This window comes from Actinoplanes sp. 13, from assembly GCF_056134165.1.
Genome location: NZ_JBVYOQ010000008.1, coordinates 159,868 through 178,527 on the forward strand (window position 1 = coordinate 159,868; position 18,660 = coordinate 178,527).

The 18,660-nt window shown below is 70.8% G+C and carries 19 protein-coding genes and 1 pseudogene; 9 read left to right on the forward strand and 11 right to left on the reverse strand.

Going from position 1 to position 18,660, the window contains the following annotated elements; all coding sequences use genetic code 11:
• The first annotated feature begins 7 nt into the window (after positions 1 to 7).
• Positions 8 to 496, forward strand: a complete 489-nt coding sequence (locus AC0NH5_RS18910; protein ID WP_474405425.1) for a P-loop nucleotide/nucleoside kinase family protein — start codon at positions 8 to 10, stop codon at positions 494 to 496.
• Here the strand turns inward: AC0NH5_RS18910 and AC0NH5_RS18915 are convergent.
• Complete coding sequence (locus tag AC0NH5_RS18915) at positions 489 to 698, reverse strand: sulfurtransferase TusA family protein (RefSeq protein WP_474405427.1); 210 nt, start codon at positions 696 to 698, stop codon at positions 489 to 491. The genes AC0NH5_RS18910 and AC0NH5_RS18915 overlap by 8 nt on opposite strands.
• Entirely contained in the window at positions 695 to 1,861 is a 1,167-nt protein-coding gene (locus tag AC0NH5_RS18920) for a cysteine desulfurase family protein (RefSeq protein WP_474405429.1), read from the reverse strand. The genes AC0NH5_RS18915 and AC0NH5_RS18920 overlap by 4 nt, the downstream gene beginning before the upstream one ends.
• A gap of 170 nt (positions 1,862 to 2,031) precedes the next feature.
• Here AC0NH5_RS18920 and ctaC point away from each other — a divergent pair, with 170 nt between their 5' ends.
• On the forward strand, positions 2,032 to 2,967 hold the full coding sequence (gene ctaC, locus AC0NH5_RS18925; protein ID WP_474405431.1) for an aa3-type cytochrome oxidase subunit II: 936 nt from the start codon (positions 2,032 to 2,034) through the stop codon (positions 2,965 to 2,967).
• Between the two features lie 10 nt (positions 2,968 to 2,977).
• On the forward strand, positions 2,978 to 3,433 hold the full coding sequence (locus AC0NH5_RS18930; protein WP_474405432.1) for a cytochrome c oxidase subunit 4: 456 nt from the start codon (positions 2,978 to 2,980) through the stop codon (positions 3,431 to 3,433).
• 106 nt (positions 3,434 to 3,539) lie between these two features.
• Here AC0NH5_RS18930 and AC0NH5_RS18935 read toward each other — a convergent pair whose 3' ends face one another.
• The 4 genes from AC0NH5_RS18935 to AC0NH5_RS18950 all read right to left on the reverse strand — a co-directional run bounded on the left by AC0NH5_RS18935 (position 3,540) and on the right by AC0NH5_RS18950 (position 6,425).
• A complete protein-coding gene (locus AC0NH5_RS18935; RefSeq protein WP_474405434.1) occupies positions 3,540 to 3,743 on the reverse strand; it encodes a hypothetical protein in 204 nt (67 codons plus the stop codon).
• Positions 3,744 to 3,896: 153 nt separating this feature from the next.
• Entirely contained in the window at positions 3,897 to 4,955 is a 1,059-nt protein-coding gene (trpD, locus tag AC0NH5_RS18940; RefSeq protein WP_474405436.1) for an anthranilate phosphoribosyltransferase, read from the reverse strand.
• Between the two features lie 48 nt (positions 4,956 to 5,003).
• Complete coding sequence (locus AC0NH5_RS18945; protein WP_474405438.1) at positions 5,004 to 5,447, reverse strand: hypothetical protein; 444 nt, start codon at positions 5,445 to 5,447, stop codon at positions 5,004 to 5,006.
• Between the two features lie 45 nt (positions 5,448 to 5,492).
• Positions 5,493 to 6,425 carry a cytochrome c oxidase assembly protein gene (locus AC0NH5_RS18950; RefSeq protein WP_474405439.1) on the reverse strand — a complete coding sequence of 311 codons (933 nt, stop codon included), beginning with the start codon at positions 6,423 to 6,425 and terminating at the stop codon, positions 5,493 to 5,495.
• A 124-nt stretch (positions 6,426 to 6,549) separates the two neighbouring features.
• On the opposite strand from AC0NH5_RS18950, the gene ctaE reads away from it, so the two are divergent.
• From ctaE to qcrB, 4 genes are read left to right on the forward strand one after another with little or no spacing between them, the layout of a single operon-like run.
• On the forward strand, positions 6,550 to 7,146 hold the full coding sequence (ctaE, locus tag AC0NH5_RS18955) for an aa3-type cytochrome oxidase subunit III (protein ID WP_474405441.1): 597 nt from the start codon (positions 6,550 to 6,552) through the stop codon (positions 7,144 to 7,146).
• A gap of 48 nt (positions 7,147 to 7,194) precedes the next feature.
• Positions 7,195 to 8,043 (forward strand): cytochrome bc1 complex diheme cytochrome c subunit, encoded by an 849-nt coding sequence (gene qcrC, locus AC0NH5_RS18960; RefSeq protein WP_474405443.1) that lies wholly within the window; start codon positions 7,195 to 7,197, stop codon positions 8,041 to 8,043.
• Positions 8,040 to 9,158, forward strand: a complete 1,119-nt coding sequence (gene qcrA / locus AC0NH5_RS18965; RefSeq protein WP_474405445.1) for a cytochrome bc1 complex Rieske iron-sulfur subunit — start codon at positions 8,040 to 8,042, stop codon at positions 9,156 to 9,158. Before qcrC ends, qcrA begins: the two co-directional genes overlap by 4 nt.
• Positions 9,155 to 10,765 (forward strand): cytochrome bc1 complex cytochrome b subunit, encoded by a 1,611-nt coding sequence (gene qcrB, locus AC0NH5_RS18970; protein WP_474405447.1) that lies wholly within the window; start codon positions 9,155 to 9,157, stop codon positions 10,763 to 10,765. The genes qcrA and qcrB overlap by 4 nt, the downstream gene beginning before the upstream one ends.
• Positions 10,766 to 11,164: 399 nt before the next feature.
• Here qcrB and AC0NH5_RS18975 read toward each other — a convergent pair whose 3' ends face one another.
• The 5 genes and pseudogenes from AC0NH5_RS18975 to AC0NH5_RS18995 all read right to left on the reverse strand — a co-directional run bounded on the left by AC0NH5_RS18975 (position 11,165) and on the right by AC0NH5_RS18995 (position 16,874).
• The gene (locus AC0NH5_RS18975) at positions 11,165 to 11,452 is read right to left on the reverse strand and encodes an Lrp/AsnC family transcriptional regulator (protein ID WP_474405449.1); all 288 of its coding nucleotides are present in this window, start codon (positions 11,450 to 11,452) and stop codon (positions 11,165 to 11,167) included.
• 103 nt (positions 11,453 to 11,555) lie between these two features.
• A complete protein-coding gene (locus tag AC0NH5_RS18980; protein WP_474405451.1) occupies positions 11,556 to 12,482 on the reverse strand; it encodes a sugar phosphate nucleotidyltransferase in 927 nt (308 codons plus the stop codon).
• 104 nt (positions 12,483 to 12,586) lie between these two features.
• Positions 12,587 to 13,114, reverse strand: a pseudogene (locus AC0NH5_RS18985) (NUDIX hydrolase); the annotation flags it as partial.
• Positions 13,115 to 13,146: 32 nt separating this feature from the next.
• Positions 13,147 to 14,934, reverse strand: coding sequence for a RelA/SpoT family protein (locus tag AC0NH5_RS18990; RefSeq protein WP_474405453.1), 1,788 nt, complete (start codon positions 14,932 to 14,934; stop codon positions 13,147 to 13,149).
• Positions 14,935 to 15,137: 203 nt separating this feature from the next.
• The gene (locus tag AC0NH5_RS18995) at positions 15,138 to 16,874 is read right to left on the reverse strand and encodes a DEDD exonuclease domain-containing protein (RefSeq protein WP_474405455.1); all 1,737 of its coding nucleotides are present in this window, start codon (positions 16,872 to 16,874) and stop codon (positions 15,138 to 15,140) included.
• A gap of 105 nt (positions 16,875 to 16,979) precedes the next feature.
• On the opposite strand from AC0NH5_RS18995, the gene AC0NH5_RS19000 reads away from it, so the two are divergent.
• Complete coding sequence (locus AC0NH5_RS19000; RefSeq protein ID WP_474405457.1) at positions 16,980 to 18,350, forward strand: NYN domain-containing protein; 1,371 nt, start codon at positions 16,980 to 16,982, stop codon at positions 18,348 to 18,350.
• A 63-nt stretch (positions 18,351 to 18,413) separates the two neighbouring features.
• On the forward strand, positions 18,414 to 18,635 hold the full coding sequence (locus tag AC0NH5_RS19005; protein WP_474405459.1) for a hypothetical protein: 222 nt from the start codon (positions 18,414 to 18,416) through the stop codon (positions 18,633 to 18,635).
• The last annotated feature ends 25 nt before the right edge of the window (positions 18,636 to 18,660 follow it).

The window sequence follows — 18,660 nt, forward strand, 5'->3', positions numbered from 1 at the left end:
CCTCGCCGTGTTCGCCGGCCTTCCCGGGGTCGGCAAGAGCACCCTCGCGGCGCGGGTCGCCGCCGAGCTGCCCGCGGCGGTGCTCGCCGTCGACACCGTCGACTTCACCCTGCAACGCTACGGGGTGGCGGAGTCCCGCCCCGGGTTCGCGGCGTACGGCGTGGTGGCCGCGCTCGCCGAGGAACAGCTCAAGATCGGCCACCACGTGATCATCGACGCGGTCAACCCGGTCCGCGCGGCCCGTGACATCTGGGTCGACCTGGCGATGCGGCTGCGGGTGCCGCTGCGCGTGGTGGAGGTGGTCTGCGCCGACGACGCCGAGCACCGCCGCCGCGTCGAGGCGCGGTACGCGGCCCGCGACCACGAGGGCATCCCGGACTGGGTGCGGGTCCTCGAGCGGCGGGCGGAGTACGAGCCCTATCTCGGCCCGCGCCTGGTCGTCGACACCCATCTCGCCGAGGAGCCGGTCCCGCAGGTGGTGGCGTACCTCAGCTGATCCGGCGGACGTCGAACTCGTGGCCGTGGCCGGCGACGAACTCCTGCCCCTTCATCCGGCACCAGGCGGGGATGTCGTTGGCCGCGGCCGGGTCGTCGGCGAGCACTCGCACGATCTCGCCGACCGCAACGTCCGGAAGGGCCTTCGCCAGCCTGATCACCGGCAGCGGGCAGCGCTGGCCCCGGCAGTCCAGGGTGATCACATCCCGGCCTCCGCCCGGATCCGCTCCACCACGCCGGGCAGCACCGCGAGGAACCGGTCCACCTCGGCCTCGGTGGTGCCGGCGTGCAGCGACACACGCACGTTGCCGTGGCTGAGTACGCCCATCGCCTCGAGCACGTGGCTGGGCCGCAGCGTGGACGAGGTGCACGAGGACCCGGAGGAGACGGCGAAGCCCTGCCGGTCCAGCGCGTGCAGCAGCGCCTCGCCGTCGACATAGAGGCAGCTGAAGGTGACCAGGTGCGGCAGCCGCTCGGCCGGGTCGCCGACGATCTCCACGTCCGGCACGGTGGCGGCCACCCGCGCACGGATCCGGTCGACGAGGGCGCTGAGTCGTACCGCCTCGGCCTGGGCCCCGGCCACGACGGCCCGCAGGCTCGCCGCCGCGGCGATGACGGCCGGCAGGTCCGCGGCGCCTTGCGCCCGGGGGCGATAAAGATCATCTTGTGGTTGCGGTGAGATCCACCGCACACCCTTGCGGACCACCAGCACACCGACCCCCGGCGGACCACCCCACTTGTGCGCGCTGGCGCTGAGCAGGGACCAACCCGGGGGTACGGGCATCCGCCCGACCGTTTGCGCGGCATCCACGAACAGCGGCACCCCGGCTTCGGCGCAGAACTCCGCCGCGGCGGCGACCGGTTGCACCGTGCCGACCTCGTGACTGGCACTGATCAGGCCCGCCAGGGCCACTCCCGGCGCCTTCACCGCGGTGGCCCAGGCGTCCAGGTCGAGCCGGCCGAGCCGGTCCACGCCGACCTCGGACGCCTCGGTGGTGCGGGCGGCGTGCAGGACGGCCGAGTGCTCGATCGCCGAGTGCACCAGGACGCGCCCGGCCCTGCGCCGCCCGGCCAGTCCACCCAGTACACCGGCCTGCGCCGCGGATGTGCCGGACGGCCAGAAGGAGACCTCGTCCGCGCGTACGCTCAAGATTTCGGCGACCACCGCGGTGGCCGCCTCGTGCAGCTGCTGGGCCCGTCGCCCCGCGGCGTACAGGCGTGCGGGGTCCGCCCAGCCGTCGGCCAGGGACGCGAGCAACGCCTCGCGGGCCACCGGATGAAGTGGCGCCGCGCTGGCGGCGTCCAGGTATACCTCCGCCGGAGCGGGGTATCCCGTCGCCCCGGCCGGATCGCCTGTGTAATCCACACCGGGAACGGTATCGTCCGGTTGTCCGGGACATTCCCCGGACGGCCGGGCTCTCGGCCCCCCGGTGGCGGGCGGCCCCGGCCAGGTCGAGTAGTGTGCGACCGTCGGTGAGCCTTGCCGCCAGGTGTCCGAATTGGGCAGGGGCGGCGCTGCTAAGGAGGCAGAAGCAGGTGGGCGCAAGGAGTTCGGCCACACGGCCGCGGGCAGTTGGCCGGGCGGCCCGGCTGGGTCTCGGCGGCGCGACGCTGCTGACGCTGCTGTCCGGATGCTCGATTCAGGACTGGGGCGACGCGTTCGGGCACTTCGGGTGGCCGAGCCGGGGCATCACCCTGCAGGCCCACGAGATGTACGACCTGTGGATCGCGTCGACGATCGCGGCCCTGGTGGTCGGTTTCGGCGTGTGGGGCCTGATCTTCTGGTGCGTGATCCGGTACCGCAAGCGCGGCGAGGACCTGCCCGTGCAGACCCGGTTCAACATGCCGATGGAGATCCTCTACACGGTCACGCCGGTGCTGATCGTCGCGGTGCTCTTCTACTACACCGCCATCGTGCAGACCAGCGTGGACAAGCTGTCGCGCAACCCCGACCAGGTCGTCGAGGTCGTCGCCTTCAAGTGGAACTGGCAGTTCAACTACCGCGACGGCATGGGCGAGAAGGCCAACACGGTCGCCTCGACGGTCGGCTCGTCCGACGTCATCCCGATCCTGGTGCTCCCGGTCGGACAGTCGATCCGGTTCGAGGAGACCAGCCGCGACGTCATCCACTCGTTCTGGGTGCCGGAGATGCTGTTCAAGCGCGACGTGTTCCCGGGCAGCATCCGCAACGTCTTCGAGGTCACGCTGGACCGGGAGGGCCGCTACGTCGGCCGCTGCGCCGAGCTGTGCGGCACCTATCACGCCTTCATGAACTTCGAGCTGGTCGTGGTCTCGCCGGAGAAGTTCGAGCAGTTCCTGACCAGCAAGCGGGGCGGCGCCTCGACGCAGGAGGCGATGGCCGCGATCGGCTTCACCGGTGCCGAGTCGTACGCGACGACCACCCAGCCGTTCAACACCCGCCGCCAGCAGAACAGCTGGAACCAGTCCGAGAACGCAGCCGCAGGGAAGTAGGAGCCTCGACGTGCGGACCGAATACAAGATCTTCGCCGCGGTCGCCGTGTTCCTCTTCGGCGCGGCCACCGTCTACGGCCTCTACACGGCCGGCACCGCCAACATCTCGGGCAGCGAGACGGACGGGTTCCAGGGCGGTGTCGAGTGGGTCGGCACCGTCGCGCTGATCCTCTCCGGCCTGCTGTGCGCGATGTGCGCCGGCTTCTTCTGGTTCGTCGCCCGCCGCATCGACCTGCGGCCGGAGGACCGGGAGGACGGCGAGATCGCCGAGGGCGCCGGCGAGGTCGGCTTCTTCAGCCCGGGCAGCTACTGGCCGTTCGGCATCGCGCTGTCCGCGGCGATCGCCGGCGTCGGCCTGGTGTTCTGGATGTGGTGGCTGCTCGCCTTCGGCCTGATCGCGGTGATCTTCGCGTCCTGCGGGCTGCTGTTCGAGTACTACTCGGGCACCCGGGCGCCGGAGCACTAGACCGCAGACAACGTAAAGGCCCGCACCCGGATGGGTGCGGGCCTTTTACGTGGTCTCAGGCCGCGCTGAGCGGCCGTTCAGGTGCGCCGAGTGGTGCGGGATCGGATCAGGCCGCGCGACGCTGCTGCGGGGCGACCCGGCCGCCGGTGGGCCGCAGCCACAGGTGCACGACTATCGGCGCGACCACCTCGGCCGCGCCGCACCGGGTGCAGACCAGCTCGGGGCAGTCGTCGTGGCCGTCCTCACAGGGCGGCACCTCGAAGAGCATGTCGCCGTCGCAGATGACGCAGCGGAGCTCGCGTTCGCTCACGGGTGTCTCCTTCGCCGGAAGGTGGAATTACCCGAAGGTCATTCAGACGCTGTCACGTAAATAGGGCATTGCCGGGCATTTGACCTCGGCGTGTTGAGAATTCTACTCAGCGGCCTTGGTTACTCAGCGGCCTTGGTTACTCAGCGGCCTTGGTTACTCAGCGGCCTTGGCTGCCTGCGCCGCCGCGACCCAGCGGTCGAGCTGAGCCGTCACCGCGCCCGAGTCAACAGTATCCGCGGCCCGGGCGATGCCGGCCCGCAGCGTCTCCCGGAAGTCACCGGGGAAGCCGCTCTGCGCCGCCAGCGCGGCCGCCGCGTTCAGCAGCACCGCGTCGCGCACCGGGCCCGGCTCGCCGGCGAAGGTGCGACGGGCCACGTCCGCGTTGAACGCGGCGTCGCCGCCCCGCAGGGCGTCCGGCTGACTGCGCGGCAGGCCCAGCTCGGTCGCGTCGACCAGCAGTTCCTCCACCTTGCCGTCGCGGGCCAGCCAGATCCGGGTGGGCGCGGCGGTGGTGAACTCGTCCAGCCCGTCCTCGCCGCGCATCACCAGCGCCGAGTCGCCGCGCCGGGCGAACACCTCGGCCATCACCGGCGCCATCCGGGTGTCGAAGCAGCCGACCGCGGCCGAGGTGGGCCGGGCCGGGTTGGTCAGCGGGCCGAGCACGTTGAAGAAGGTCGGCACCCCCAGTTCGCGGCGGGTGACCGCGGCGTGTCGCATGCCCGGGTGGTAACGGGCCGCGAAGCAGAAGCCGATGCCGGCCTCCTCGACGGTCCGGGCCACCCCGGCCGGTCCCAGGTCCAGCGGGATGCCGAAGTGCTCCAGCAGGTCGGCGGTGCCGGTGGTGGAGGAGGCCGAGCGGTTGCCGTGCTTGACCACGGTCACCCCGGCCGCGGCGGTCACGATCGCCGCCATCGTGGAGATGTTCACCGTGTTCGCCCGGTCACCGCCGGTGCCCACCACGTCCACCGCGCTGGTGCGCACGTCTTCCGGCAGCGGCACCGGGGTGGCGTTGGCGAGCATCGCCTCCACCAGGCCGGCCAGCTCCGTGGGGGTCTCACCCTTGGCGCGCAGCGCGACGGCGAAACCGGCGATCTGGGCCGGTGTCGCATTGCCGGCCATGATCTCGCCCATGGCCCAGGAGGTGTCCGCGGTGCCGAGCTCGTCGCCGCGCAGCAGGGCGCTCGTCAGGTTGGGCCAGGTACGCGCGCCCATGAAGGGGCCTCCGTCAACGGAAAGGGGGTGTGCGGGGGGAGTGGTGGATCAGCGGGCGATCTCGCCCTGGGTGCCCAGCGGCACGGCCCCGGCGCGCCGGGCGCGGAGCAGGCCGGCCACCGTCTGCCCGGTGGTGACCGGGTCGAGGGGGGCCAGCAGGGTCGCGTCCACCTGCGCGTACGCCGCCAGCCAGCGGTCCGCGGCGCGGGCGATGACGACACAGGTGGGCGGGGGAGTGAGATATTCGTCCTTGGCCTGCCGGGCGAGCCCGATCCCGCCGGCCGGGTTGGCCTCGCCGTCCAGGACCATCAGATCGATCTCGTACCGGTCGAGGAGGTCACGGCACTCCTCCCAGGTGGAGGCGTCGGCGAACTCGACCTTCAGGTCGGCCGCCGGACGGGGGCCGATGGCCATCCGGATCCGGTCGCGCACCGCGGCGTTGTTGCTGTAGAGCAGAACGGTGTACTGGGTCGGCGTCGCCGCGTCGCTCATGTGTCCCGCCTCACGTCGTAGGTCCCGCCGATCGTACCGAATCCGTTATCCGGCGCCGGGGTCCGGTCCGCCGCCGGTCCGCGCCGCCTCCGCCGCCTCGGCCCGGTCCAGGGCGCGGTCCACCCGGCGGGCCTCCCGGTCGGACTGCCGCACCCACTGCACCACCAGGATGCCCAGCATCGTGACGCTGACGATCTCGCCGCCGGCCCACAGGATGCCGCCGGCGGTGACCTGGTCGGCCTGCGGATCCAGCCAGCTCAGGCCGAGGCTGGGGTACCAGTCGCCGCCGAGCAGCTCGCGGCTCTGCATGATCGTCAGCCCGAGCACCGTGTGGAAGGGCACGGAGAGCACCATCAGCAGCGCGCGACCCGGGTACGGCCACCGGTTGGGCAGCGGGTCCAGTCCCAGCAGCGGCCAGAAGAAAAGGCATCCGGTCACGATGAAGTGGAAGTGGACGAACTCGTGCAGCACCGCGCTCTCCAGCGTGGCCCGGTAGAGCCCGGTGAAGTACAGGACGAACGGGTTCGCGATGAACAGTCCGAAGGCGACCAGCGGAAACGTCAGGACCCGCACGTACCGGCTGTGCACGACGGCGAGCAGGGCCTTGCGGGGTCCGGGCTGGAGCGTACGCAGCGCGAGGGTCATCGGGGCGCCCAGGGCCAGGAAGATCGGCCCGACCATCGAGAGCACCATGTGCTGGACCATGTGCACCGAGATCAGAGTGGTGTCGTACGCCTCGATGCCGGTCACCGTGACCGCCGCGATGGATCCGAGTCCACCCGCGACGAAGGCCACCGTCCGGCCGGGCGGCCACGCGTCGCCGCGCTGCCGCAGGCGCCAGACGCCGTAGAGGTAGACCGCCGCCGACACCAGGAGTCCCAGCGCGATCAGGCTGACCAAGTGGAATTCGGTGAAGATCACCGCCGGGCTGAACGGCGGGAGTCCAGTATCCCCGCCGGCGGCCGCGAGTGGGGGCATTTCGTCAGGATGCACCTCTCGAGGCTAGGCCTACCCGCTGGTCACAGATAATTCTGGGGCGACCACAGTGCCGGATTGGGGACCCCGGGGGACCTTGGGCCCGGTTCGGATGAATAATGAGGCCGTGACAGCGGCAGCCATCGACAAGAGCCGGATCCACTCGCTGACCCGACCCAACATGGTCAGCGTGGGGACCATCGTGTGGCTCTCCAGCGAGCTCATGTTCTTCGCGGCTTTGTTCGCCATGTACTTCTCCATCCGGGCGGCGGACTACAGCCAGTGGGAGAAGCACACCGAGTCGCTGAACGTTCCGTACGCCACCACCTTCACGGTGATCCTGGTTCTCTCGTCGGTGACCTGCCAGTTGGGCGTGTTCGCCGCGGAGAAGGGTGACGTGTTCGCGCTGCGGCGCTGGTTCACGATCACCTTCGTGATGGGTCTGATCTTCGTGCTCGGGCAGGTGAACGAGTACGTGGAGCTGGTTCACCACGGCGTCAAGATCAACGGTGACGGTTACGGCTCGATGTTCTATCTGACGACCGGGTTCCACGGTCTGCACGTGACCGGTGGCCTGATCGCCTTCATCATCTACATGATCCGGACGACCATGGGTAGGTTCACCCCGGCCCAGGCCACGTCGGCGATCGTCGTGTCGTACTACTGGCACTTCGTGGACGTCGTGTGGATCGCGCTGTTCGCCATGATCTATTGGCTCCAGTGACGCCGGATCAGCTGAGCTTCGAGTTCGACACCCAGAGGGACATAGCCCATGACTTCTGACACCCCCGCCCGCAGGCGTGCCCGGGTGTTCTCCCGGCGGCGTTCCGCGCCGAGCAGGACACGCCGGCGGCTCGGCGCGGCTGCCCGGATGCTCGCCGCCCTGTTCCTGGCCGGAGGCGTCTACACCGCCTTCACGCCGGGCGCCTTCGCGGACGACGACGTCCAGCTCTCCGCCGCCGCGAAGGAGGGCAAGGCTCTCTTCGACACCAGCTGCATCTCCTGCCACGGGCGGGACGGGCAGGGCGTCGAGGACCGCGGACCCAGCCTCATCGGTGTCGGCGCCGCCTCGGTCGAGTTCCAGGTCAGCACCGGCCGCATGCCGATGACCCGGCAGGAGGCCCAGGCCGAGGAGAAGAAGCCGCAGTTCGACGAGACCCAGACCCAGCAGCTGGCCCAGTACGTGCAGGAGATCGGCGGCGGTCCGCAGGTCCCCGAGGGCCCGCTGGTCGAGAACCTGGAGACCAACCCGGACGCGATCGCCCGCGGTGGCGAGCTGTTCCGGATCAACTGCACCTCCTGCCACGGATTCGGTGGTGGCGGCGGCGCGCTCTCCTCGGGCAAGTTCGCCCCGGCCCTGCACGACCCGACGGCCGAGCAGATCTACGCGGCGATGCTCTCCGGGCCGCAGAACATGCCGGTCTTCGGTGACAACCAGCTGACGCCGGAGCAGAAGCGCCAGATCATCACCTACATCCAGAACCAGCTTCAGCAGGACAAGGACCCGGGCGGCATCTTCAACCTGGGCCGGTACGGGCCGGCGACCGAGGGCGTGGCCATCTTCCTGGTGGGCATCACCATTCTGGTCTTCGTGTCGCTCTGGATTGCGGGGAAGTCATGACGGCTGTGCACCAACAATCGGGGCACCACCAGGCGGGCGAGGGCGGCGTCCAGCCGGTCGACGTGCACGACCCGCACCTGACGCGCTTCGAGATCGTCAAAGAGGGTCTCCGGCGCGACGACATCGAGATCATCACCTACGAGTCGCAGTTCCACGGCCAGAACTCGAAGGCCGAGCGGCGGGTCGTCCGCAACATCGCTCTGCTGTTCGGCATCTCCGGCATCGCGACTGTGGGCTTCCTCGTCGCCTACATCGTGTGGCCGTGGGAGTTCGAGCTCGGTCACACGCTGAGCGACTACTACACGCCGGTCCTCGGCATCACGCTCGGCATCGGCCTGCTGGCGCTCGGCTTCGCGATCCTGGCCTGGGCGAAGAAGCTGCTGCCGCACGAGCTCTCCATCCAGCAGCGGCACGGCGGCCCGTCCCCCGAGGACGAGCAGCTGATCACCGGCCAGACGATGCTGTACGTGGCGGACGAGCTGGGCGTGCAGCGCCGGCCGCTGCTCAAGGGTGCGATCGCGCTCGGCATGCTCCCGCTCGGCGCCGCCGCGGCGGCCCCGCTGATCGGCGCCATGATCGAGGACCCGCACAAGGGTGACCACCCGATGATGTACACCACCGGGTTCCACCCGTCGAACAACGGCGGCGACCCGGTGCGGCTGACCCGCGAGGACGGCAGCCCGGTCCGGCCCGAGGACGTCAGCACCGGTGGCCAGATCACCGTCTTCCCGGGCATCCCGCACGGTGCCACCAACCACTACGCCGACTCGCCCACGCTGCTGATCCACCTGCGTGCCGACGACGCCGCGACGACCCGTGCGGCGGCTGACGCCGACCCGCGCAACAAGGGCTCGATGTGGGGCAACTACGTCGCGTACTCCAAGATCTGCACGCACGCCGGCTGCCCGGCCAGCCTCTACGAGCAGCAGACCAACCGCCTCCTCTGCCCGTGCCACCAGTCGCAGTTCCTCATCACTGACAACGCGCAGCCGGTCTTCGGGCCCGCGACTCGGCGTTTGCCGATGTTGCCGCTTACAGTGGACGAGGAAGGTTTCTTCGTGGCAGCGTCCGATTTCCGCGACACTGTCGGACCTGACTTCTGGGAGCGGCCGTGAAGCGCCGAAAAGTTGACCTAGCAGAGGCACCAGTCACCTTCGCCAAGGGGGTCGACGCGCGGTTCACGGCGTCCACCCCCCTGCGCGGCCTGCTGAACAAGGTGTTCCCGGACCACTGGTCCTTCCTGCTGGGCGAGATCGCCCTCTTCTCCTTCATCGTGCTGCTGCTCAGCGGCGTGTTCCTCACCCTCTTCTTCGACCCGTCGATGAAGGAGGTGCAGTACGACGGCTCCTACCTGGCGCTCCGCGACACCTGGATGTCCGCGGCGTACGCGTCCTCCCTGGACCTCTCGTTCGAGGTCCGCGGTGGTCTGTTCATGCGCCAGATGCACCACTGGGCGGCGCTGCTGTTCATGGCGTCGATCATCGTGCACATGGCCCGCGTCTTCTTCACCGGCGCGTTCCGCAAGCCGCGTGAGACCAACTGGGTCATCGGCATCGTGCTGTTCCTGCTCGGCTTCTTCGCCGGCTTCACCGGTTACTCGCTCCCGGACGACGGCCTCTCCGGCACCGGTCTGCGCATCGCCTCGGCGATCATGCTGACCATCCCGGTCATCGGCACCTGGCTGTCCGCGGCGGTCTTCGGCGGCGAGTTCCCCGGCGAGCTGATCATCGGCCGCTTCTACATCGCGCACGTGCTGCTCATCCCGGGCGGCCTGCTCGCGCTGATCAGCGTCCACCTGGGCCTGGTCTTCGCGCAGAAGCACACCCAGTGGCCGGGCCCGCTGCGGACCAACACCAACGTCGTCGGCGAGCGCATGTTCCCGCGCTACGCGATGAAGCAGGGCGGCTTCTTCATGGCCGTCTTCGGCGTCATCGCGCTGATGGCCGGCCTGTTCCAGATCAACCCGATCTGGCTCTTCGGCCCCTACCGGGCCTCCGAGGTGTCCTCCGCCAGCCAGCCCGACTTCTACGTCATGTTCATGGACGGCCTGGTCCGTCTCATGCCGAACTGGCAGATCTACGTCCCGTTCGGCGACGGCTACAGCATCCCGCCGATGTTCTGGCCCGCCGTCGTCGGCCTGGGCGCGCTGTTCACGCTGCCGATGGCGTACCCCTGGCTGGAAGCGCGCAAGCTCAAGGACAAGCGCATCCACAACCTGCTGGAACGCCCCCGGGACAACCCGGAGCGGGTCGGCATCGGCATGATGGCGTTCACCTTCTGGTTCATCGCCACCATCTCCGGCGGCAACGACGTCATCGCCGACAAGTTCCACATCAGCCTGAACGCGATGACCTGGGCCGGCCGCATCGGCCTGCTGATCCTGCCGCCGCTCGCCTACTACATCGCGGTTCGCATCTGCCTGGGTCTCCAGCAGCACGACCGCCAGGTGCTGGCGCACGGCGTCGAGACCGGCATCATCAAGCGGCTGCCCAACGGTCAGTTCGTCGAGGTCCACCAGCCCCTCGGCCCGGTCGACGAGCACGGCCACCCGCTGCCGCTGGAGTACGCGGGCTGGGTCGTACCCAAGAAGATGAACCGCATCGGCGCCCTGGCGCCCGCGGTGAAGGGCTTCTTCTTCCCGGTCGAGAAGCCGGCCGAGGCCCCGGTCTCGCCGGCCGTCCACGCGCCGCCCAAGCGCGAGGAGATCAAGTCCGGCCGCTGATCCACCTGATCCACCGACGAAAGGCCCGCCGCGTTCCCCGCGGCGGGCCTTTCTCATCGCTGTCTCCCGGCCGCGTCACCCGGGCTCTCATCAAGCCGATCTTGTACGCGCCAGGCGCATCGCCTTCCGCCACCACCACCGTGGCTACCCCGCGGCCCGGGTGCGTTCCCGGGCCGCGGCGCGGCTGCCGGGCTGAAGCGGTGGGTCACCGGCTATGGGCTGTCTGGCCCAGACAGGTGGCGGATCCCCGGCTCGCTCGGGAGCCCGCGCCGGTCGTCAGTCGGCGTCGGGAAGCCCGCGCAGGTTGTCAGTTCGCGTCGGAGCCCCGCGCAGGTTGTCAGTCGGCGTCGGGAAGCCCGCGCAGGTTGTCAGTTCGCGTCCGGGAGCGTGCGCCGGTCGTCAGTCCGCGTCGGGGAGCCCGATGGCGAACGCGTCCTCGAGGTCGTGCTTCGAGTAGGCCCGGAACGCGATGTGCGACTCGGTGTTGACGACACCCGGCGTCTTCGAGATCTTCCCGGCGATGACCTCGGCGATGTCGTCGAACTTGGCCACCCGCACGATGGCGATCAGGTCGACGTTGCCGGCCACCGAGTACACCTCGCTGACCCCGTCGAGCGCGGCGAGCGCCTCGGCGACCTCGGGGATGGAGTCGGTCGCGCAGTCGATGTGGACGATCGCGGTGTTCACCGGCGGGCTCCTCGGCTGTGAGGGCGAAAGGGGTCGTGACCATGCTATCCGCGCCCGCCCACCGGCACACTCGCCGCTCCGCTCCTCGCCGGGTGTGGTGGTCTCAGGCGCGGACGGTCAGGCCGTTCGTGGCCCGGATGACGTCGGTCAAGGATTCGCCGGGTTCGACGACCGCGCCGGGCCAGATCACGCAGCGGTTCACCGTGCCGGCCACCCGGGCGCCGACGCCGACGACGGATTCGGTGGCGGCGCCGGTCACCTGGGCGGTGGCGGCGATCAGGGAACCGGCGACGGCACCGGAGGGGGAAGAGGGCATCGGCGGAGTGACGGCACCGGAGGGGGAAGAGGGCGTCGGCGCTGTGGTGCCGACGGCGATGGTGTGCAGGTTGGCGGCCAGATAGTCGGCGGGGGTGCCGGTGTCCAGATAGAAACCCTCGTAACCGATCAGCTCCAGGGCGCCCTCGGCCTCGGCGGGGCGCCAGACCGTGTGGACCAGGTTGCTGTCCACGTCGGCCAGGGTGCGTACGTAACGCCAGGGGAGCAGCGAGAATCCGGCGAACCGGCGGCCGCTGAAGCCGCCTTTCTCGTCGGGGCGGCAAGGCATGGTCAGCATGCGCACGGTCTCGCCGGACCAGCCGTCGAGCAGGGCGGCGATGTCCTTGCCGGGTTCGCGGAACGGGTCGGCGAGATAGGCGTCGGCGTTGCCCACCAGGACGCCACGGCCGTCGATCCAGTCGCGGAGCCGGCCGATGCCGCCGGAGGTGCCGAGCGGGCCGTCCGGCTCGACGGAGAGGTGCGCACGGGACCCGACGTGGGTGACGACCTGGTCCGCCAGGTAGGCGGCGTTGACCGCGACCCGCTCCGGTCCGGCGAGTCCCAGGCCGGCCAGGCGGCGCAGCGCATGATCGAGCAGCGGCAGGTTGCCGACCGGGCAGAGCGCTTTCGGCACCGCCTCGGTGAGCGGGCGCAGACGCCGGCCCTCACCGGCGGCGAGCACCACCCCGCAGACCGGCACGGCCGGGGCGCTCACTGCTGCCGCTCCGACGACGAGGTGGGGCCGGCAGCGCCGGACGGAGCCGGCCGGGTGGGGCCGAGAGCGCCGGACGGAGCAGGCGGGGCCGCATAGGAGACGCCCTCCGGAAGGGACGGAGGCAGCTCGCCCGACCGGGGCCCGATGCCGTAGATGCCGAGCAGCCTCTCCGTCGGCCAGGTCAGGCGAGGCAGGTCGTCGAGGGGGAACCAGCGCGCCTCCAGAACCTCGCCGCCGTCGACGGCCAGGGGCGTGCTGGAGGCGGGCACCCAGCCGAACCAGACGGTGTCGACCACGCCGCCGTTCGGGTGGATGACGGCGTTCGGGTTGCCGGGAGTCAGGTCACCGGGCTCCAGTCGTACCCCTGATTCTTCGTGAAGCTCGCGCGCCGCACCCACCGCGGGCAACTCGCGGCGCTTGAGCAGACCGGCCGGAAGGCCCCAGCCCCGGCCCGGCGGCTGGCGCAGCAGAAGGATGCGCCCGGGCGCGGCGGTCTCGGTGTCGCGGACGATGGTGACCGCGCCGACCAGGTATTTCGGGGAGATCAGCCGGGCCACGTGGCGCCGCACCGGGAGCGGCAGCCCGTAGAAGGCCTGATAGGCGAGGCCACGAAACTGCCGGGGTATGTTCACGCGGGTAAGGCTAGCCGGGGGTGCCCAGCGGCTCAGTCGGGGTGGTCGACGAGGGCGATGAGCTGCTCGACCACGGCGTCCGGTTCGAGGCTGCGCTCGCAGACCGCCACCAGAAGGGTCTCCAGGTCGGGGTAGCCGAGCTCCTCGGCGAGCCGGCGCAGCGGCACCTCGCTGGCCAGGCCGCGGTCGTGCTTGCGGAGGGTGAGCCCGATGGTCGCGCGGCCGAGACGGACCTTGTCGGCGATGCTGATGCCCGGCTCGTTCTTCTCGTCGAAGTACCGGTTGATCTGCATCTGGGCCTGGCTGGACTTGACGAAGCCGAGCCACTCCCGGCGGGGGCCGCGCGGCGCGTTGGGCTCGAGCTCGACGTGGCCCTCGGTCTCGGAGAAGATCTCGACGACGTCGCCGTCGCGCAGCGGGGAGCTGAGGGGGGCGAGGCGCCCGTTGATGGTCGCGGCCAGACACTGGTCGCCGCGTTCGGGACCGAGCTCGTAGGCCAGGTCGACCGGGGTGGAGCCGCCGGGAAGTTCGTACGGGTTGCCGTGGGCGAAGACGGTGATCTGGCCCTCGGCGAGGTCACATCGCAGCGAGTCGAGGAACTGGCCCGCGTCGGTGGCGTCCTGCTGCCAGTCCAGCACGCGTTTCAGCCAGGTCAGCTGGTCCGCGCCGGGTGGCTCGTCGGACACCTTCGGATATCGGTAGCTGGTGGCGACGCCGTACTCCGAGTAGCGGTGCATGGTCTCGGTGCGGATGAGCACTTCGACCAGCCGCCCTTCCGGCCCGACCACGGTGGTGTGGAGCGAGCGGTACAGGTTGTTCTTCGGCGAGGCGATGAAGTCCTTGAACCGGCCGGCCACCGGGCGCCACTGACCGTGGATCGCGCCGAGCGCGGCGTAACAGTCGGTGTCCGGCCCGTCCACCACGACCGCGATGCGCGGCAGGTCCAGCGGGACGTTGTGGTTGCCGGCGACGGTGTCTTTCCAGATCGAGTAGTAGTGCCGGGGGCGCGGCGTGACCTCGGCGTCCACCTTGGAGCGGCGCAGCGCGGCGCGGGCCTTGGTGGAGACCTCGGTGAGGTATTCGTCCCAGCCGGGACGGTTCTTCACGTGCTCGTCGATGCGGGCGAACGCGTCCGGCTCCAGGTGGAAGAGCACCACGTCGTCGAGGTCGCGCTTGAGGGCCTGGATGCCGAGCCGGTCGCAGAGCGGGACGAGCACGTCCAGCGTGGCGGTGGCGATCCGGGCCCGGCTCGACGGGGAACGCGCGTCCAAGGTGCGCATGTTGTGCAGCCGGTCGGCCAGTTTGATCACCAGGACGCGGACGTCCTTGCCGGCCGCGACGATCATCTTGCGGATCGTCTCGCCCTCGGCGGCCTTCCCGTAATAGGCCTTGTCGAACTTGGTCACGCCGTCGACCAGGTGGCTCACCTCGGGCCCGAAGTCGCCGTGCAGCGCCTCCAGCGTGTAGCTGGTGTCCTCCACTGTGTCGTGCAGCAGCGCGGCGACCAGGGTGGTGGTGTCCATGCCCAGTTCGGCGCAGATCTGCGCGACGGCGAGCGGGTGCGTGATGTAGGGATCGCCGGACTTGCGGAACTGGCCGCGGTGCATGCTCTCGGCGATCGCGTAGCTGCGGCGCACCACGGCGACGTCGGCCGACGGATGGATGCTGCGATGGGTCCGCGTCAGCGTGGCGACCGGGTCGTCGTCGTTGCCCTGGAAGCTGAGCAGCGAGCGGAGCCGCTGGGTGAACGTCGTGCTCGGGGAGGAGGCGGCCGGCAGCGCACGACCGAGAGCGGCGCCGTGGCCGGCGTCGACGTCCACCCGGACACCCCCTCACCGATCGTCCAAGCCTCGCCTGAAGCATGGAGCGTCTCACCCGCTAGCGAAGCACCTCGGTGGCGGGTTCGCCAAAGGCATCAAGCCGCCAAATGAGGTGAATCACCGCGAGCGTCGCGCGTGCCTTACAGCCTAAGCGAGCGAGCGTCATCCGAACGGTCAGTTACCGATAGGCGAACGGACGAGTCTTAGGCCGAGGCGGCGGTTTCCGCCCTGGTGAGGAGCGCGGCGAAACGCGCGGCGCCACGAACCGGTGACACCCAGTCGCCGACGGTTTCCACCAAGCGGGTGTCCGGCCGCTCCAGCCAGGCCAGAATCCGCTCGGTCTCCTCGGCGGTGGCGGCCGGCACCGGACCCGGTCCGTGCTGGACCGTCTCGGCTGTCAGCCGGGCCGCCTCCAGGGTGGGACGAGGGTGCTCCCGGGGCGGGGAGGTGGCCGCGGCGGCCAGCCGGCCGTGCCGGACCACCACGATCTCCCAGCCGCTCCGGCCGTCGCGCCGGGCCGCCACGACCTCCGGCATCCGGGTCAGGGCGTCCAGCCGCTGCATCCGGATCAGGGCGCGCAGCAGCGCGGTGAGGCGGGACCGGACGACCGCCGCCTCCTCATAGCGACGATGGTCGGAGAGCGTCTCGATCCGGGCCAGGATGGCGTCGACCACCGGACCCGGGTCACCCGAGGTGGCGGTGCGGAACGGGAGGGCGGCGCGAAGGTCGTACTCCTCGGGGGTGATCTCGTGTTCGCAGGGGGCCGGGCATCTCCCCAGCTCGGCCAGCGCGCACGCCGGCGTCCTGGTGCGCAGCGACAGTTTGTGGTTGCACTGCCGCAGCGGAACGGCGTCATAGACCCCGGCCGCGGCCAGCTCGGCCGTGCGCCGCGAGGAGAACGGGCCAAGATAGGTCGCGCCGTCCTCGGCGAACCGCCGCACCACCGACAGGCGGGGGAACGTCTCGGCGGTCAGCTTCAGCCAGACCACCCGCTCGGGGAACTTGGACCGCCGGTTGTACGGCGGGGCGTGGGCGGCGATCAGCCGCAGCTCCCGGACCTCCGCCTCCAGGGAGTGGGCGCACTCCACCGCCTCCACCCGGACCGCGGCGGTGAGCATCTCGGAGATCCGGGCCCGTTTCTCGGCGGCGGTGAAATAGCTGCGCACCCGGGTCGCGATGTCCTTGGAGGTGCCGACGTAGAGCGGGCGGTCGTCGGCGGCGCGGAACAGATAGACCCCGGGCACGTGCGGCAGGCCGTCGGCGAGGTGCCGCTGCCGGCGCTGGGCCGGGGTCACCGCCTTGGCGAACTCGATCGCGTCGCCCAGCGTGTGCACCTTGAAGCTGCCCAGCCGCTCGATCAGCCCGTGCAGCACGTCGACGGTGGCTTTCGCGTCGTCCAGCGCGCGGTGGTTGGGCGTCACCGTGGACCGGAAGAACTGGGCCAGCGTGCCCAGCTTGCGGTTGGGCACCTCGTCGCGGGTCAGCGCCCGGCGGGCCAGGGCCGCGGTGTCCAGGACCCGCATCTGCGGCCACGGATAGCCGTGCCGGGCGCAGGCGGCCTTGAGGAAACCGACGTCGTAGGGCGCGTTGTGGGCGACCAGCACCGCCCCGCGCAGGAACTCCAGCAGGCTGGGCAGAACCGTCTCGATCGACGGCGCGGGCCGCAGCATCGCCTCGGTGATGCCGGTCAGGACGGTGATGAACGGCGGCAGCGGCTCACCCGGATTGACCAGCGTGGCGAACTCGCCGAGCCGCCGGCCGGCCCGCACCTTCACCGCGCCGATCTCGGTGATGCCGGCGCCGTCCGCGGCGCCGCCGGTGGTCTCCAGGTCGAGCACCACGAACGTGGTGTCCGCCAGGGACAGCGCGGCCGGGTCGACCGAGCCGTCGGCGGTCAGCAACGTGTCCAGAGTGCCCTGCACGTAGGCCGGTTGTGTCACGGGCGGCAACACTAGAGCGGGGGTACGACAGAAACTGCAGGCCGGGCCGAAAAGATCACTTGCTCCGAAGGGCGGTTGCACCCTGACCGGTGTGAGAATGGGTGGATGTCCGCGCCGCTCGACCCCGAACACCGCCCCGAGGAGGAGGCGGCGTCCGAGGCTGCGGACTTCGCGCCGGAGCCGGTCCTGCCGGAAGCCGTCCGCCAGCGGATCATGACGTTGTCCGCCGCCGCGCTGCCCGGCCTGCCCGCCGACGAGATCCCGGTCCCGCTGCGCCGGGTGGCCCGTTTCGCCCCGAACCGCCGGGCCCGCCTCGGCGGCCGTGACATCGCCGCCCAGCTGGTCGCGGACCCGCTCTTCCGGCAGCGCATCGGCGCCCGCATCGTCACCGAGGCGGGCGACCTCGGCGCCGCCGTGACCAGCGGTGTCGCCCCCGCGGCGGCTGATCCGGTCGAGGTGGCGGCGCTGGCCTATCTGGCCCGGCCGGAGGGCTGGCGCGACCTGATCGAGGCGGCCGGTGACGCGGTCCGGGCCGAGGCGGACACCGCGGCGGTGGCCGGGCAGATCCGCGCCGCCGAGCAGCGCGCCACCCGCGCCGAGCACGACCGGGCGGTGGCCCGGGCCGAGGCCGAGAAGCTGCGTGACGAGCTCGCCAAGGTCAGTCAGGAGCTGGGCCAGCTGCGGGAGGAGGCGCGCAGTACGGCGAAGGCCCTGCGGGAGGCGCAGGCCGCGCAGAAACGGGCCAGTGACCTGCTGGCGACGGAAAAGGGGAGGGCGGCGCGTGCCGCCCTCGACCATGAGGCGGAGCTGCGCCGGATGCGGGCCCGCCTCGCCGACGCCGAGGCGGCCGCCGCCACCGGCAAGCAGGCGGCCAAGGATGCCCGGGCGGTCGACGACGCGCGCCTCTGGCTGCTGCTGGAGACGATCGGCCAGGCCGCCACCGGCCTGCGCCGGGAGCTGGCCATCGGGCCGGCGGACAAGCTTCCGGCCGACTTCGTGGCCGACACCGCCGCGGACCGGCCCGGCGCCCCGGAGCGCTCCCGAGCCCGGGCCCAGGACACCGACGACCCGGGCCGCCTGGACCAGCTGCTCGCGCTGCCCCGGGCCCACCTCGTCGTGGACGGTTACAACGTGACCAAGCGCGGCTTCGCCGACATGTCCCTGGAACAGCAGCGCAAGCGGTTGATCACCGGGCTCGGTGGGATAGCGGCGCAGACCGGCGACGAGGTCACCGTGGTCTTCGACGGCGCCGAGCGGGTGCACGGCCTGCCGCCCGCGCCCCGCGGTGTCCGGGTGCTCTTCTCCCGCAAGGGCACCACCGCCGACGAGCTGATCCGGCAGCTGGTCCGGGCCGAGCCGCCCGGCCGCCCGGTGGTGGTGGTCTCCTCCGACCGCGAGGTCGCCGACGGGGTCCGCCGGCACGGCGCGTACCCGATGGGCGCCGATTCTCTGCTGCGCCGGCTGGCTCGTTCGTAAAACTGTCATACCCCTCGCATAGCGTGACTGTCACGGATGGTGATCGTCTCCGGAGGAGGGGTAATGATCATCGACTGCGGACGGTGCGTCGAGCGCACCGACGAGTGCAACGAATGTCTGATCAGCGTGCTCGACAGCACGCCCGACGGCATCGCCGACCTGACCCCGGGAGAGCTCCGGGCCATCGAGACGTTCGAGCTGGCCGGATTCGAGGTGGAGCTGCTGGAGACGCCCGAGCCACCGGTGGTGGTGCCACTGTTCCCGACCCGCCGCAACGTTGCGTGATCACGTTTGTCTCTAGGATGGCGGC